Below are 13,658 nucleotides of genomic sequence, written 5' to 3'. Positions count from 1 at the left end.
AAGTAGTAGATTAGTTCACCCATTCATATTCTACTTTTCTTCATAGTATAGAAAAGAGAAGAGATATCCTCTTTCTACAATGTCTAGTTAACTACTAGTGAATGATAGGAGGTGAAAAAGTGGCAGAAAAAACATTTGTTAATAATACGTTATCAACGCTACAAATTACTATCTTTGTTCGGGAAGGTGAACAACCGTATAATCAAGACGGAACTGTTTCTTTCAGTCTGAACCCTGGTGAAACAAAGATTATTTCATATGGTAACGATATTAATACCTTTTTAAATGGGATCATACTTTTCACTATTTTTAATGGTGACCTTTTCAGTAGTGTTAAGTTTGTAACTATCAACTCAAGCGAGCTTGACAACCTTCTCAATACAAATGCCACAATAACTATTACTAAGGTACAAACTGACTACGTACTAACAGGGAGTAATGTGTTTTTAGAGACGGTAAATAATGCTCAAACCGTGGCGGAAATGAGAGCGGCTATTGAAGACCCTGGTCTAGGTTTAAATTTAACAGCTTACAATGCACTAACAGAAGAACAGAAAGATCAAGTGGCGACAGAATTAATTAATGCCAGACCAGTTGGAGGCTATCTAAGCATATCAAGTGTCCAAGCAGCACTTGATTTGGCAATTAACCAAATCGTTGATCCCAACAATATCTATGTCCGAGCAGGTGTCGTTGGGGGAGATGGTAGCTTGGCAAATCCCTTTGGTACAATATCTGAGGGAATTGCAGCAGTTAACCCTGGAGGAATTGTTCATATATTGAGTGGAACATATCCAATTTCGTCTCAAATTTTAGTGGACAAAACAGGGATCACTTTATTAGGAGAACCAGGAACACTTTTACAACTTCAAGCTGATATTATTGCAATATTAGTAACTGCAGAAAATACGACGATCAATAGCTTAAATATAACTAGTGATGTCCCGTATGCAAAAGAATTTATCCAAGTAGGTGGTACAAATACGAGCATTTTAAATAATACGATATTTGGTCCACCGCAAGCTTTGCCCATGGCAAACTGGATAGTAAACCGGGCAGTAGTACCACAAGGAGGTATTAATTTCACGGTTGAAGGTAATATATTCTATTCATTGCGAACGGGAATTTATATTAATCCCAATGTGACTGGGGCAATTAATAATAATGTTGTGTATAACACAAAAGGCGGTTTTTTAGTAGACCGGGCATTCACCACATTCCTTGGAAACTCATGGGGAAACCCTGCTAATGAATTTGATATTGTACTGCTAGCTGGTACAACAACAGGTCCTCCATATGATAATTTAGCGCTCTTAAGTGCAACAAACAATAACGCAACAATTGCGGATCAAAGATAGTGAGTAAAGACAACTCATACGAAAGCCAACCTCTAATGAAGTTGGCTTTTTAAGTTTTTCTACTTATTTTGTTTAAAGCTTTATTAGGTGATTTGTGTACCTTAGTTCAATGTTAAAGAGTATCAAAACAATTTAGTTTATGAAAAGATAGTGAGAAGAACTTTCATAGAACCTTTTTAAACTAAAGGTATTAAGTGCGATATTTTAAATTTATTTGGTCAGTACCGGCGCCTAAAATACTTGACGTAAATCAATCTGACCTTCTCCATGACCTTGCGGATCCGGCATCCGCAGCGCCCACTCAATGGCTTCTTCTCTTGACTTCACATCAATGAGAATGAACCCGGCAATCAAATCATTCGATTCAGTAAATGGACCATTGGAAACTAACGGTTTTTCGCCTGATTTCGGGTACGAAATGCGAACCCCATTTGAACTTGGATGTAGTCCTTTAGAATAAACTCGTATGCCTGCCTTAACTAGTTCTTCATTGTACTTCGTCATGGCTTCCATAAGATCATTGCTCGGCAGCTCTCCAGCTTCCGAATTCTTCGAGGCTTTAACAATCATCATAAATAGCATAAAAACTTCCTCCTTCTTTTTTAGAGACATATCCCCTAATTGATCACTTTATAAGACAACAAGCCGGTATTTTCTCGACATATTAATGAAAAATAGGGAACTTTAGTGTCAGGAACTTCATAGGAATCAATGAAGGGAATAGGAATTATAAAAAGGTATTGCATAAATAGCACTTTACGTATTAACCACGAAAATTTTTTATTCGTTGATTGTAGTGGCAGGCGGCGACTCCGGCGGGATGAGTGAGACAGATAAGACAACACAACGGCGCGTAAGCGACGGTGATGGCTTATCGCTCACCCCGCGGAACGCGTCCGCCTAGAGCGGAAATCAAGTCCATATCTATAATAATTACAAGGCTTCCAGTAGTGTCGGTCTCTGTATTATTGAAAGTAACAGAATAAACTTCGTCTTTGGCATAATAAGTTTTATTGATTTCTTCATAATTCTTCTCCTTTGTATCGATTGACTTCCATATAGATTCAATAACCTTGTTAAACAATCCTTCTGCTTTAAGCGAAAGATATTTCCTTTCTAATTTTATTTAATGATAGATTCAAGAATAAATTCATAATCTCTCGAATAAAGTCTCTATAAAGAGATAACAGACAAGGGGTAGTGAACATGAAAATATTCATAATCTATCTATTAAGTGCTATATATTTCTTCCTGTCATTTTCAATGGATCATATTCGCTCCATTGGTTTTTACTTAATCGTTTCTGTGGCATTGTTCTTTTGGGGAACTTGGGAATGGAAGCGGCGAAGTGAAGAAATTATAGCAGAGAATAGAAGAAACACAGAAGAGGTTTTAGAAGAGATTCCACATACTCAAATGTTACTGTCTCCCAATAATTTAAATGCTTTACTGATCAATGAAGTTACTAATATTCTTTATATCGCTCGTCGGGAAGAGCTAGGAAGTGACTTTGAGATAAAAGATATTCCTTTCAATAAAATATTAGAAGCTGCTTTATTAGAGGATGGAGAAACTATCTCGATGTTTCCTAAAGAGGGTATACTTAGCAGCCGCATAAAATCCGGTGATGAAAAGGAAACAGATGAGGAAGAAGATGAAGAAGATGACGAGGAAGAGTTTGAATTTAGTCTTTGCTTTAAAATCGTTTCCGATGATTTAACAGAGCCTATCCATTCTTTTACCTATTTGGAAGATTATAAAGAGGATTATAAGGAATCTGAACAATACGAAGAGGCGATGGGAGCCTGTAACCAATGGTTTCAAAAGTTAAGCATTATCATTAGACGTTATCAGTATGATCGAGTAATGGTGAATCGATGGAGTTAACGAAATTTATCGATTTTACTTTTAACTATTTCTTCTAATTATTGTCTAGCTTAAGTGTCTTTTCCTAAGGTCAATTGGAAAAATCGGTGGTGGATGGGGGGAGAGCTGTCTTACCCTTCTTATGTTTCAGTTAGATCTCAAAGGGAAGAAAAGAAGTAGATGACAATTTGTTAGGAGGAATACAATTGAGTAAAACAATTTTTATTACTGGAGCTGGAAGTGGCCTTGGAAGAGGTACAGCCATAGGACTAGCAAAAAAGGGACATCGCTTGATTGCAACTACCGAAACAACTTCTCAAAAGACAGATTTATTGCGAGAAGCAAGAGATCTAGATTTAGATATGGAAATTTTCAAGTTAGATATAACCAATGCAAGAGATCGTGCTCAAATGGAAGAGTATGACTTTGATATATTTGTAGCTAATGCCGCTATTAATGAGGGTGGACCTCTTGCTGAGGTGCCAATGGATCGATTCCGTGCATTGTTTGAAGTAAACGTTTTTGCAACCTTAGAAACAGCACAGATTGCAGCACGCAAGCTTGTGAAAAAAGGAAATGGTAAAATTGTATTCCTTAGCTCGGTAGCAGGACTTTCGGCAACTCCTTATGTAGGTCCTTATACAGCTACTAAGCATACAGTTGAAGCAATTGCAAAAACGATGCAGAAGGAACTCGAACAGTTTGGCGTGCAGGTAGCAACTATAAATCCTGGACCATATAATACAGGGTTTAATGACCGAAGTGCTGAAGAAAAATGGAAATGGTTTAATGAAGAAAAGCATTTCACGAAAAAGGAAGATATGAAAGAGCAAGAGGAATCCTTGAAGAATCAATACGACCCACAAGACATGATTGAAAAAATGATCGAAGTCATCCCAGCAGACAATCATAAATACCGTACTGCGTGGCCGAAAGAGATTGAAGAGAAAATTAAAAAAGACGAAAAAGAACGTTGGGAACTAGAAGTATAGTACAAAGAGGAGAGCATTGCGAGCTAGCAATGCTCTTTTTGTGTTTTATACTTACATTATTCTCTTCTCGATTATTCGAGTTTCTTTATAGTTATAAGAATTAAAAATTAATTTAAGAAAGTTTTAAAACATTGGTCAGCAGCAGGTAAACTAACAATATTTCTTCTGCAAATCAAGAACCGGACGGCTAGGAGCAATAATCGGTCAGCTCCCGTATTTAAATCACTAAATAAGAGGAAAATCCAACGGCTAACTCGAATACTAATAGTAGTAAAACGGGCGGTGAATCTGTTGGATAATCGATTTGTGATGTTTTCATTGGCACATTGGGGTGCAATAGCTGTACTTATTACCTTCATACTTCTTCTATTCATTACGAGGACACGCTGGACCGAATCAGAAAAGAATATTCTGAGCATGGAGCGTTTATTTGGCTTGTCTTTATTAGTGATTGATATTTTATATCATGTATGGCTTGTTCAATCGGACAGGTGGGAGTTAAGTAATTCATTGCCATTGGAATTATGCAGTATTAGCCTTCTATTGACGATTGTTTTGTTATGGACTGGTAATCGTCTGGTTTATCAGTTTGTTTTTTATGCAGGCATAGGTGGTGCTCTACAGGCCATGCTAACTCCAGTTTTGGATATGGATTTTCCACACTTTAGATACTTTCATTTTTTTTATACACATGCAGGGATTATATTAACTGCATTATATTTTACTTGGGTGAAAGGATACCGACCAACGTTTAAAGGTGTTCTCACAACATTGCTTGCTTTAAATATTTTGCTGCCTTTTATCTTTTGGATCAACTACCTTTTTGAAGGGAATTATATGTTTTTACAAAGAAAGCCTTCTGGTGGAAGCTTGTTAGACTTTTTAGGACCTTATCCTTGGTACATTCTATCATTAGAGATTGTTGCATTTTTAATATTCATATTTTTATGGTTTCTTTTTAAGAAAAAGTAAATTAAACTTATATCTTGTAATGATGAAATTTTCATCCAGGTGAAAATATTAGATGGGCAAAATTTTTACCTATCTAATTGCATATAAGAAAGGACGTTTTTAACGGTGAAAAAAATTCTATTAAATAAGATGTCTATGCTCCTAATTGCTCTTATAGGGGTCTTAGTACTTTTAAGTGCCTGTAATGAAGAGAATAAAGATGAGGAAACAAAAGAGGCTACTTCAGATAAGCTAGCTTACATAGTAGATTTCGAACTTTCCACTAAAAGTTTAATCATTGATGAAGTAGAATGGATTGAGGAAGCGGATAAAGAACGCATCAAGGAACTGGGGCTAGATGTTGAAAAGGATTTGCCTACGGGATTTATGATTTATGATGAAACTCAGAAGGCCGAAAGCATTAAGCTAGCTGAAAACGCTGAGTTCTTTTTGGTTAACCATGAGGATATCGCCAAGCCTAAGCAAGTAGAAGAAAAGGAATTCATATCTTATTTAGCAGTTGGAAAAGGACCATATGATTTAACCATAGAAGATGGGCAAGTAGTAAAGGTCTCTGAAAAATATACTCCGTAACAAGCAAAACACTTGATAACTATAAATTAGTTATCAAGTGTTTTTTATGAATACATTTTGGGAAGGACACAACTCTATGGAAAAGTTAATCCATCTCCTTTACAAAATCCTTCACTTCCTCGCTCATTTTTTCAGACTGAGACCAATGTAAATAATGATGACCTTCTAAAGGAATTAGCTTGCTTACATTGCTATTTTCTAATTGCTCTTCATAAAAGGTAATATTGGATTTCCCTTCCTTGTTTGCTTGGTTATCATTTGTCGTAAATATCATGACAGGTAAATCAGTAGGGAAGTTAAGCTCCTTTGTGAATTCCATGTTTCTTTGAATATAGTTAGTTTCATTGATTACATTTTGGTTGTAGCCATTCCATGATGATAATAGTTTGGTCATTTTCAAGTTTTCTTTAGAATACGTTCCATCCTCTGCTATAGGCAAAAAATCCTCTGGGGCAATATACATTGCCAATCGAGCAATTCCACTAGGAGCAATAATGCTTAAAGCTTTTGGCATCGTTGGGGCAGCTTCATCAAAATATTCAAGTGCCTGAGGCAAGGTTGGATCAATACCGATTATTGCTTTTATTTCTTCTGGATACAAGTTGGCATAATACATGCTGTATACTCCTGAAATGGAATGTGGCATTAATATGTATGGTTGTTCAATGTTTAACTTCAATAGAGCAGCCCTTGTTTCCTCTACGATGTTTTCTACGGTGCGTTCACTATCTGTTCGATCACTCCAGCCATAGCCAAATGGTTCTACTACAACTACTCTATTGTCCTTTGATAGCTCATTCACTAATGGTTCAAAGTCAAGGGCAGGGGCAGTTGTTCCTAAACCACTCCATAAAACAACCGTGTTGTCGCCATCCCCTTTTTCATAAACATGCATTTCTTTACCATTAACCTCTACTAATTTGCCAATTGCTTCGTACTTGTTCTTTTCATACACAGTCATTAACTGATGAATAGCAAACCAAATACATACAAGACCTACTATCCCTATAATAATATTTTTGAATATCTTCCAAATTCTATGTTTCATTGATTTCATCCTTTTTTAATAATTTCTCTTTAATGAATATTACGAATATATTTTCTTTAAGTTCCATAAGTGGCTATAAAACTACTGTTATAAAACAAAAATATTGTTCTAGGAAATGATATAACAGATTTATATTGACAGTTTTAAAAGTACTTGTTATATTTTGTGTAACCGGTTACACATATATAAGGGAATGGGGAAAACAGATGGCAAACATAAGAGATGTAGCAAAAGAAGCTGGTGTTTCGGTTGCTTCTGTATCCCGATATCTAAACAAAAAAGGGTATATCAGCGAAGATACAAAGCTCAAAATAAGAAAAGCGATAGATAAGTTAGAATATATACCAAATCAAGTAGCGAGATCCTTAACAACAAAGCAGACGAACTTCATAGGGTTGATTGTTCCTGATATTACTAACCCATTTTTTCCGGAGCTTGCTCGAGCAGTTGAAGATATCGCATTATCTTATGGATATACAGTAGTTTTATGTAATTCCGATGAAAAATCTGAAAAAGAGATACATTATATTGATACTTTAAAGCAAAAATATGTAGCAGGATTTATAGTAACGACGAATCAGTTACGTGCAAGTCATTATGAAGATTTAAATGTACCACTGGTGGCGTTAGACCGGATGATTCATGAATCCATTCCAACAGTTTCCTCCAATAACGTAGATGGAGCATGCATGGGAACAAATCATTTGTTGGATTCAGGCTGTGAAAAGATTGTGTTTATGAGAGGACCTAAAGGGTTGGGACCAGCTGATGATCGGCTGGCTGGATTTTTAAAGGCTGTCGAAGGAAAGAATGTACAAACACATATTGTTGAGAGTCCATTCCATTTTGGGGAATCTGAGAAGATCGCGAAGAAATTTTTAACAGAAATTGAAGGTGTAGACGGTATATTTGCAAGTACGGATGTATCGGCCGCCGGGGCTTTGAAGGCTGCACATTCATTGGGTATTAGTGTTCCTGACCAGCTACAAATTATGGGGTTCGATGGTATTTCACTTGGAGGAATGCTGACACCTGGACTGACCACTGTAGCCCAAGACATTTATAAAATGGGTGCTTTGGCAACCCGTATACTCATTAAAATTATTGAAGAAATTGAATTAGACGAAAGAGTTATTCAAGTACCCGTTGAGCTAGTGGAACGGGGAACGACGAGGAGTGTACATCGATGATTACAGTTATAGGTAGTATGAATATGGATATAGTTGTGCAAACAGACAACTTCCCTGTCCAAGGAGAAACAGTTTTAGGTCAGCTATTTACTACTGTGCCAGGTGGAAAAGGGTCTAACCAAGCAGTAGCAGCAGCTCGTTTAGGCAGCAAAGTACAAATGCTTGCCAGTGTTGGGATTGATAGCTTTGGGAACGAATTATTGGCTGACCTTAAAGCAAATGGAGTGAATACGGATTCTGTCATACAAACAGAGGAGGCTGCAACTGGAATCGCGAACATCTTACTGTCGGAAGGTGACAATAGAATTATTGTCGTTCCAGGTGCAAACTATTCATTAACCGTGGAAAGTATAAAAAATATGAAAGAAACTATTCAACAAAGTACGTTTGTTATCATGCAGCTAGAGATTCCGATTCCAGTTGTAAAGTACACATTGGAGTTATGCTTAGAGCTAAATGTCCCAGTATTACTAAACCCAGCTCCAGCAAGCGGTTTTCAGCTGGAATTTATGGATTATATTGCTTACCTGACACCAAATGAAACAGAATGCGAGTTAATTTTTGGTGAAAATATGGAAGCGACTTTGGAAAAATATCCAAACAAGCTAATTGTTACACTCGGCAGTGATGGTGCTAGATATTTTGACGGAAATAAGCATATTGTCGTTCCTGGATTTAAAACAAATGCGATAGACACTACAGGTGCAGGAGACACGTTTAACGGGGCACTCGTTCATGCACTTGGGCAAGGGCTAAGTTTAGAGCAAGCGGTTCGTTTTGCAAATGCATCTGCCTCCTTGTCAGTAGAAAAATTTGGAGCTCAGGGCGGCATGCCAAGTCACGAGGAAGTAGTCAATAGATTAGAAGGAGCTTGTAAATGAAAAAACAAGGCATTTTAAATCGAGAGCTGGCTGGCATTTTTGCCAAGCTAGGTCACACAGATCAAATTACAATAGGTGATTGTGGCTTGCCTATTCCTGATGGAGTTAAATGCATTGATTTATCATACATTGTCGGCAAACCATCATTCGATGAAATATTAGAAGTTGTTTTAGAAGATTTAGTAGTTGAAAGAGCTTATATTGCTGCTGAAATGAAAACAGCCAATGCTGAAATGAATTATGTAGTCAGAAAATCAATTGAACAAATTACGGAAGTATCACATGAAGAATTTAAAACAATGACTAGTCATTCTAAAGTCATTATACGTACTGGGGAAGCTACTCCTTATGCAAATGTAATCTTGCAAGCTGGTGTCATATTTTAAAGGTGGTGGAAGCAATGATTGAGATGACTGGTATTTCAAAGGCCTTTAACGGAAATACAGTGTTGAATAATGTTGAATTTGAAATAGCTCCAGGAGAAATTCATGCACTAATGGGTGAGAATGGTGCAGGTAAGTCTACCTTAATGAAAATCTTAACCGGAATTTACACTAGAGATTCAGGTGAAATCAAGATCAAAGGAAATCCTGTTGAATTTAAAAATCCCAAAGAAGCAGAACAGGCTGGGATAGCAGTAATTCACCAAGAACTTAATATTCTACCGGATTTGACGGTTGCAGAAAATTTATTTCTTGGAAATGAAAAGACGTTTGGCAAATCAGGAATTTTAAAAACAAAGGAAATGAATAAAGCCGCTAAAGAGGTATTGTTAAACCTTGGCTTGGATGTAGATGTAAAAACAACAGCAAGAAATCTATCCGTTGGTAAGCAGCAAATTGTTGAGATAGCAAAGGCCATTTCTTCCAATGCAGATGTAATCATTATGGATGAACCTACTGCTGCTTTAACAGATAGAGAAATAGAGACATTATTTGAAACTATTAGAGCATTACAGGCTAAGGGAGTGTCCTTTGTTTATATCTCTCACCGAATGGAAGAAATTTTTGCAATATGTGACCGTATCACTATTTTACGTGATGGAAGCTATGTGGGAGTTAGAAATGTCAAAGAAACGACCTTCGATGAAATTGTCCAAATGATGGTTGGACGAGAACTAGGTGGGCGCTTCCCCGACAGAACTTCTAAAATCGGTGATGTGAAGCTTGTAGCCAAGAACTTAACAAGAAAAGGCTTTTTCGAGGATGTTTCTTTTGAGTTACGAAAAGGAGAAATACTTGGTGTAGCAGGACTTATGGGTGCAGGGCGTACAGAGGTAGTTCAATCATTATTTGGCTACAAAAAGCTGGACAGTGGCGAACTAATTCTAGATGGTAAACAAGTAAAGATAAATACGCCACTAGACGCTATTAAGCTCGGCTTTGGCTTTGTAACCGAGGACAGAAAATCGGAAGGGCTAATATTAGATTTCTCTGTTAAAGAAAATTTAGGCATTACAAATTTCAACAAAATATCAAAAAACGGTGTTGTGAATAACCAAAAAGAAAAAAGCTTATATGATTCTATGGTGAAACGATTAGGCGTACGTACTTCTGGTCCTGATCAAACAGTTAAGTCACTTAGCGGTGGGAACCAACAGAAGATTGTAATAGCCAAATGGTTAGGCATTGAGCCTGATATTTTAATATTGGATGAACCGACACGAGGAGTAGACGTAGGAGCGAAAAAAGAAATTTACTCCATTGTGAACACACTTGCTGAAAACGGAGTATCTATTATCATGATATCCTCCGAGCTTCCTGAAATCATTGGAATGGTCGATCGAGTGCTCGTGATGCATGAAGGAAAGATAACTGGTGAAATAACCAAAGAAGAAATGTCACAAGAAAAAATAATGCATTACGCTACCGGAGGGGACAAAGTTGCTAAAATCTAGTTCACAATCAGTGCTACAAAAATTAGGGCCATTGCTAGGACTAATTTTACTAGTGGTAATCATCACTATTATGAGTCCAAACTTTTTAACTGTAAATAACTTAATGAATGTTCTAAGACAGGTTTCTATCAATGCTCTTATCGCATTTGGGATGACCTTTGTTATCTTAACTGGAGGGATTGACTTATCAGTAGGATCGATTTTAGCTCTTACGGGAGCTGTCACAGCAGGGTTACTTGCTGGTGGAATGGATCCAATTTTAGCAATGCTAATAGGTCTTGTTTTAGGGGCAATTTTAGGGGCAATTAACGGAATTATTATTTCTAAAGGGAATGTTGCTCCATTTATCGCTACTCTAGCAACAATGACTATTTATCGAGGACTAACCTTAGTTTACACAGAAGGTAGACCAATTTCAGGATTAGGAGATTCACTATCATTTCAAATGATTGGGAAAGGATACTTCTTGGGTATACCTGTGCCAGTTGTAACAATGGTTGTTGCATTTGCAGTACTTTACTTTATTTTGAAAAAGACGACATTTGGACGTAGAGTTTATGCAGTCGGAGGTAACGAGGAAGCTTCTCGTCTTTCTGGTATTAAGGTTGGCCGAATTAAAATTTATGTTTACGCATTAACTGGAGCTCTAGCAGCCCTGGCTTCGCTTATTTTAACATCTCGTTTAAATTCAGCTCAGCCTACCGCGGGTAACATGTTTGAACTAGATGCAATTGCAGCGGTAGTTCTTGGTGGTACAAGCTTAACAGGTGGTCGTGGTTGGATTGTTGGTACTTTAATCGGGGCTCTTATAATAGGTGTCTTGAATAATGGTCTAAATCTAATTGGTGTATCCTCCTTCTTCCAGCAAGTGGTGAAGGGTGCAGTTATATTATTAGCGGTTTTAATAGATCGCAAAAAAACAGTATAAAGGAGAAAAAACAGCATGAAAAAACTTTATTTTGCTTTACTGTTAATCGTAGCATTGTTCCTAGCAGCATGTTCAATGGATGCACCAGGCTCTGAGAAATCCGATTCTAAAAAAGAATCCACAGGATCTAAGGGTGACTATAAAATTGGTTTATCTGTTTCCACTTTAAACAATCCGTTTTTCGTAACATTAAGTGATGGAGCAGAAGCAAAAGCAGATGAATTAGGAGCAACAGTTACAGTTGTTGACGCACAAGATAATGCTTCAAAACAAGCAAGTGATGTAGAGGATTTAATCCAACAAGGCGTTGACCTTATTATCATCAATCCAGTAGACTCACAAGCAGTAGTTTCATCTGTAGAATCAGCAAATGCAGCAAATATTCCGGTAGTAACAGTTGACCGCAGTTCAGAAGGTGGAGAAGTAGTAGCCCATATCGCATCAGATAATGTTGCTGGTGGAGAGCTTGCAGGTGAATATTTACTAGAATTAGCAGGAGAAGGCGCTGCAGTAGTTGAATTAGAGGGTATCGCGGGATCTTCTGCAGCTCGTGACCGAGGCCAAGGTTTCAATAATGTGGCTGATGGTAAATTAGATGTTGTAGCTAAACAAACAGCAAACTTTAATCGTGCAGAAGGTTTAACCGTTATGGAAAACATTCTTCAATCTAATCCAGACATCAAGGGTGTATTTGCCCACAACGATGAAATGGCATTAGGCGCTTTAGAGGCAATCGAAGCAGCTGGCAAAGATATTATTGTAATTGGCTTTGACGCTACAGATGATGCTGTAAAATCTGTAGAAAATGGTAAGCTAGCTGGTACAATCGCTCAAAAACCAGAACAAATTGGTGAAAAAGCAATGGAAGCAGCTATTAAAGCATTAAACGGTGAAGAAGTAGAAGCTTCTATCCCTGTAGATTTAGAATTAATAAAAAAATAATACATAGAAAAGCTATCCTATGGGATAGCTTTTCTTATAGATATGCCGTGAACAAGAGTTCACGGTATTTTTATTGCTTTTAGGAAAGCAAGCTAGCATATATCCACTTTCTTCCGTTACGCAACAAACCACGAATCTCACGGACGAAACGACCTAGTTTGCAAGATTAGAAAGGGGATTGACAATATAAGATGAATTACTTTATATTTGTGTTAACCAATATAAAAATAAGGTTAACTCATATAAGGGGGAAATAATTTTGAAAAAGGGAAATACATATCAGTACGTCTTAGCAGCAATTGGGGCAGCAATTATAGCAATACTTGCACAAGTGACGATTCCGCTACCACTCGTACCAATTACAGGACAAACCTTAGCAGTAGGTTTAGTCGTTACCATTTTAGGTATGAGAACAGGTGTATTATCAGTGATAGTATATATATTAATCGGTGCAGTAGGGATGCCAGTATTCAGTGGTATGTCGGGCGGATTAGGGGTTGTTATTGGACCAACAGGAGGCTATATTGTTGGATTCTTGCCATCAGCGATACTTATGGGACTTTACATGAAAAAATTTGGTATCACAATTTCACAAGCCATTGTAGCAAACTTAATCGGTATGGTTGTCACATTGGTATTTGGTACAGTTTGGTTAAAAATCATAGCTGACTTGACATGGTCAGCAGCATTTATGGGTGGCGTAGCACCGTTTGTTATCGTAGGTGTAATAAAAGCAGTACTAGCTGCATGGTTTGGTGTTGTCGTTCGACGTCGCTTAGAAAAAGCTCATTTAATCGTGGCAACGGCATAAATGAGCGGAGTTACCGTGATAGTTTTAAGATTTACAGCTAGGGAGTAGGTGAATAAATTTACTAACATTAACCTTAAAGTTATAATTTTTCAAAAAGAAACGGTGCTAGGGAATCATCCTTAGCATCGTTTTTTCCTGCAGTTTTAAGTGTATTTCAGAATTCATGACATATTTTGAAGTGGCAACATTGATTTAGTGCG

General features: G+C 37.2%; 15 protein-coding genes. 12 read left to right on the top strand and 3 right to left on the bottom strand.

Annotated features, from left to right (window positions below):
• Nucleotides 1-119 precede the first annotated feature (119 nt).
• The gene (locus tag MHB55_RS17575; RefSeq protein WP_340863734.1) at nucleotides 120-1,358 is read left to right on the top strand and encodes a hypothetical protein; all 1,239 of its coding nucleotides are present in this window, start codon (nucleotides 120-122) and stop codon (nucleotides 1,356-1,358) included.
• Nucleotides 1,359-1,589: 231 nt separating this feature from the next.
• Here MHB55_RS17575 and MHB55_RS17570 read toward each other — a convergent pair whose 3' ends face one another.
• Nucleotides 1,590-1,940 carry a YciI family protein gene (locus MHB55_RS17570; protein ID WP_340863733.1) on the bottom strand — a complete coding sequence of 117 codons (351 nt, stop codon included), beginning with the start codon at nucleotides 1,938-1,940 and terminating at the stop codon, nucleotides 1,590-1,592.
• 289 nt (nucleotides 1,941-2,229) lie between these two features.
• Nucleotides 2,230-2,442, bottom strand: a complete 213-nt coding sequence (locus tag MHB55_RS17565; RefSeq protein WP_340863732.1) for a hypothetical protein — start codon at nucleotides 2,440-2,442, stop codon at nucleotides 2,230-2,232.
• A 122-nt stretch (nucleotides 2,443-2,564) separates the two neighbouring features.
• Here MHB55_RS17565 and MHB55_RS17560 point away from each other — a divergent pair, with 122 nt between their 5' ends.
• The 4 genes from MHB55_RS17560 (at nucleotide 2,565) to MHB55_RS17545 (ending at nucleotide 5,761) form a co-directional block, all read left to right on the top strand.
• Nucleotides 2,565-3,245, top strand: coding sequence for a hypothetical protein (locus MHB55_RS17560; protein ID WP_151112786.1), 681 nt, complete (start codon nucleotides 2,565-2,567; stop codon nucleotides 3,243-3,245).
• A gap of 185 nt (nucleotides 3,246-3,430) precedes the next feature.
• On the top strand, nucleotides 3,431-4,216 hold the full coding sequence (locus tag MHB55_RS17555) for an SDR family oxidoreductase (RefSeq protein ID WP_151112788.1): 786 nt from the start codon (nucleotides 3,431-3,433) through the stop codon (nucleotides 4,214-4,216).
• 291 nt (nucleotides 4,217-4,507) lie between these two features.
• Complete coding sequence (locus MHB55_RS17550) at nucleotides 4,508-5,188, top strand: YwaF family protein (RefSeq protein WP_225216154.1); 681 nt, start codon at nucleotides 4,508-4,510, stop codon at nucleotides 5,186-5,188.
• Between the two features lie 105 nt (nucleotides 5,189-5,293).
• On the top strand, nucleotides 5,294-5,761 hold the full coding sequence (locus MHB55_RS17545; protein WP_151112790.1) for a hypothetical protein: 468 nt from the start codon (nucleotides 5,294-5,296) through the stop codon (nucleotides 5,759-5,761).
• An 85-nt stretch (nucleotides 5,762-5,846) separates the two neighbouring features.
• On the opposite strand, the gene MHB55_RS17540 is transcribed toward MHB55_RS17545, so the two are convergent.
• Nucleotides 5,847-6,809 carry an alpha/beta fold hydrolase gene (locus MHB55_RS17540; RefSeq protein ID WP_225216153.1) on the bottom strand — a complete coding sequence of 321 codons (963 nt, stop codon included), beginning with the start codon at nucleotides 6,807-6,809 and terminating at the stop codon, nucleotides 5,847-5,849.
• Nucleotides 6,810-7,015: 206 nt separating this feature from the next.
• Here MHB55_RS17540 and MHB55_RS17535 point away from each other — a divergent pair, with 206 nt between their 5' ends.
• The 7 genes from MHB55_RS17535 to MHB55_RS17505 all read left to right on the top strand — a co-directional run bounded on the left by MHB55_RS17535 (nucleotide 7,016) and on the right by MHB55_RS17505 (nucleotide 13,458).
• Nucleotides 7,016-7,999 carry a LacI family DNA-binding transcriptional regulator gene (locus MHB55_RS17535; protein ID WP_151112792.1) on the top strand — a complete coding sequence of 328 codons (984 nt, stop codon included), beginning with the start codon at nucleotides 7,016-7,018 and terminating at the stop codon, nucleotides 7,997-7,999.
• Nucleotides 7,996-8,880: a ribokinase gene (gene rbsK, locus MHB55_RS17530; RefSeq protein WP_154309984.1), complete on the top strand. Its 885-nt coding sequence runs from the start codon at nucleotides 7,996-7,998 to the stop codon at nucleotides 8,878-8,880. The genes MHB55_RS17535 and rbsK overlap by 4 nt, the downstream gene beginning before the upstream one ends.
• On the top strand, nucleotides 8,877-9,266 hold the full coding sequence (rbsD, locus tag MHB55_RS17525; RefSeq protein WP_144541305.1) for a D-ribose pyranase: 390 nt from the start codon (nucleotides 8,877-8,879) through the stop codon (nucleotides 9,264-9,266). The genes rbsK and rbsD overlap by 4 nt, the downstream gene beginning before the upstream one ends.
• A 14-nt stretch (nucleotides 9,267-9,280) precedes the next feature.
• Nucleotides 9,281-10,777 (top strand): sugar ABC transporter ATP-binding protein, encoded by a 1,497-nt coding sequence (locus tag MHB55_RS17520; protein WP_151112796.1) that lies wholly within the window; start codon nucleotides 9,281-9,283, stop codon nucleotides 10,775-10,777.
• Nucleotides 10,764-11,705, top strand: coding sequence for a ribose ABC transporter permease (gene rbsC, locus MHB55_RS17515; protein ID WP_144541302.1), 942 nt, complete (start codon nucleotides 10,764-10,766; stop codon nucleotides 11,703-11,705). Before MHB55_RS17520 ends, rbsC begins: the two co-directional genes overlap by 14 nt.
• Nucleotides 11,706-11,720: 15 nt before the next feature.
• Nucleotides 11,721-12,647 (top strand): ribose ABC transporter substrate-binding protein RbsB, encoded by a 927-nt coding sequence (rbsB, locus tag MHB55_RS17510; protein ID WP_144541301.1) that lies wholly within the window; start codon nucleotides 11,721-11,723, stop codon nucleotides 12,645-12,647.
• 259 nt (nucleotides 12,648-12,906) lie between these two features.
• Nucleotides 12,907-13,458 (top strand): biotin transporter BioY, encoded by a 552-nt coding sequence (locus MHB55_RS17505; protein ID WP_154309986.1) that lies wholly within the window; start codon nucleotides 12,907-12,909, stop codon nucleotides 13,456-13,458.
• The last annotated feature ends 200 nt before the right edge of the window (nucleotides 13,459-13,658 follow it).

Origin of the sequence: Psychrobacillus sp. FSL K6-1267, assembly GCF_038003265.1 — a bacterium.
GTDB classification, from domain to species: Bacteria; Bacillota; Bacilli; order Bacillales_A; family Planococcaceae; genus Psychrobacillus; species Psychrobacillus faecigallinarum.
Note: the sequence above shows the minus strand (reverse complement) of the source record. Positions and strands in the feature narration are given on the sequence as shown.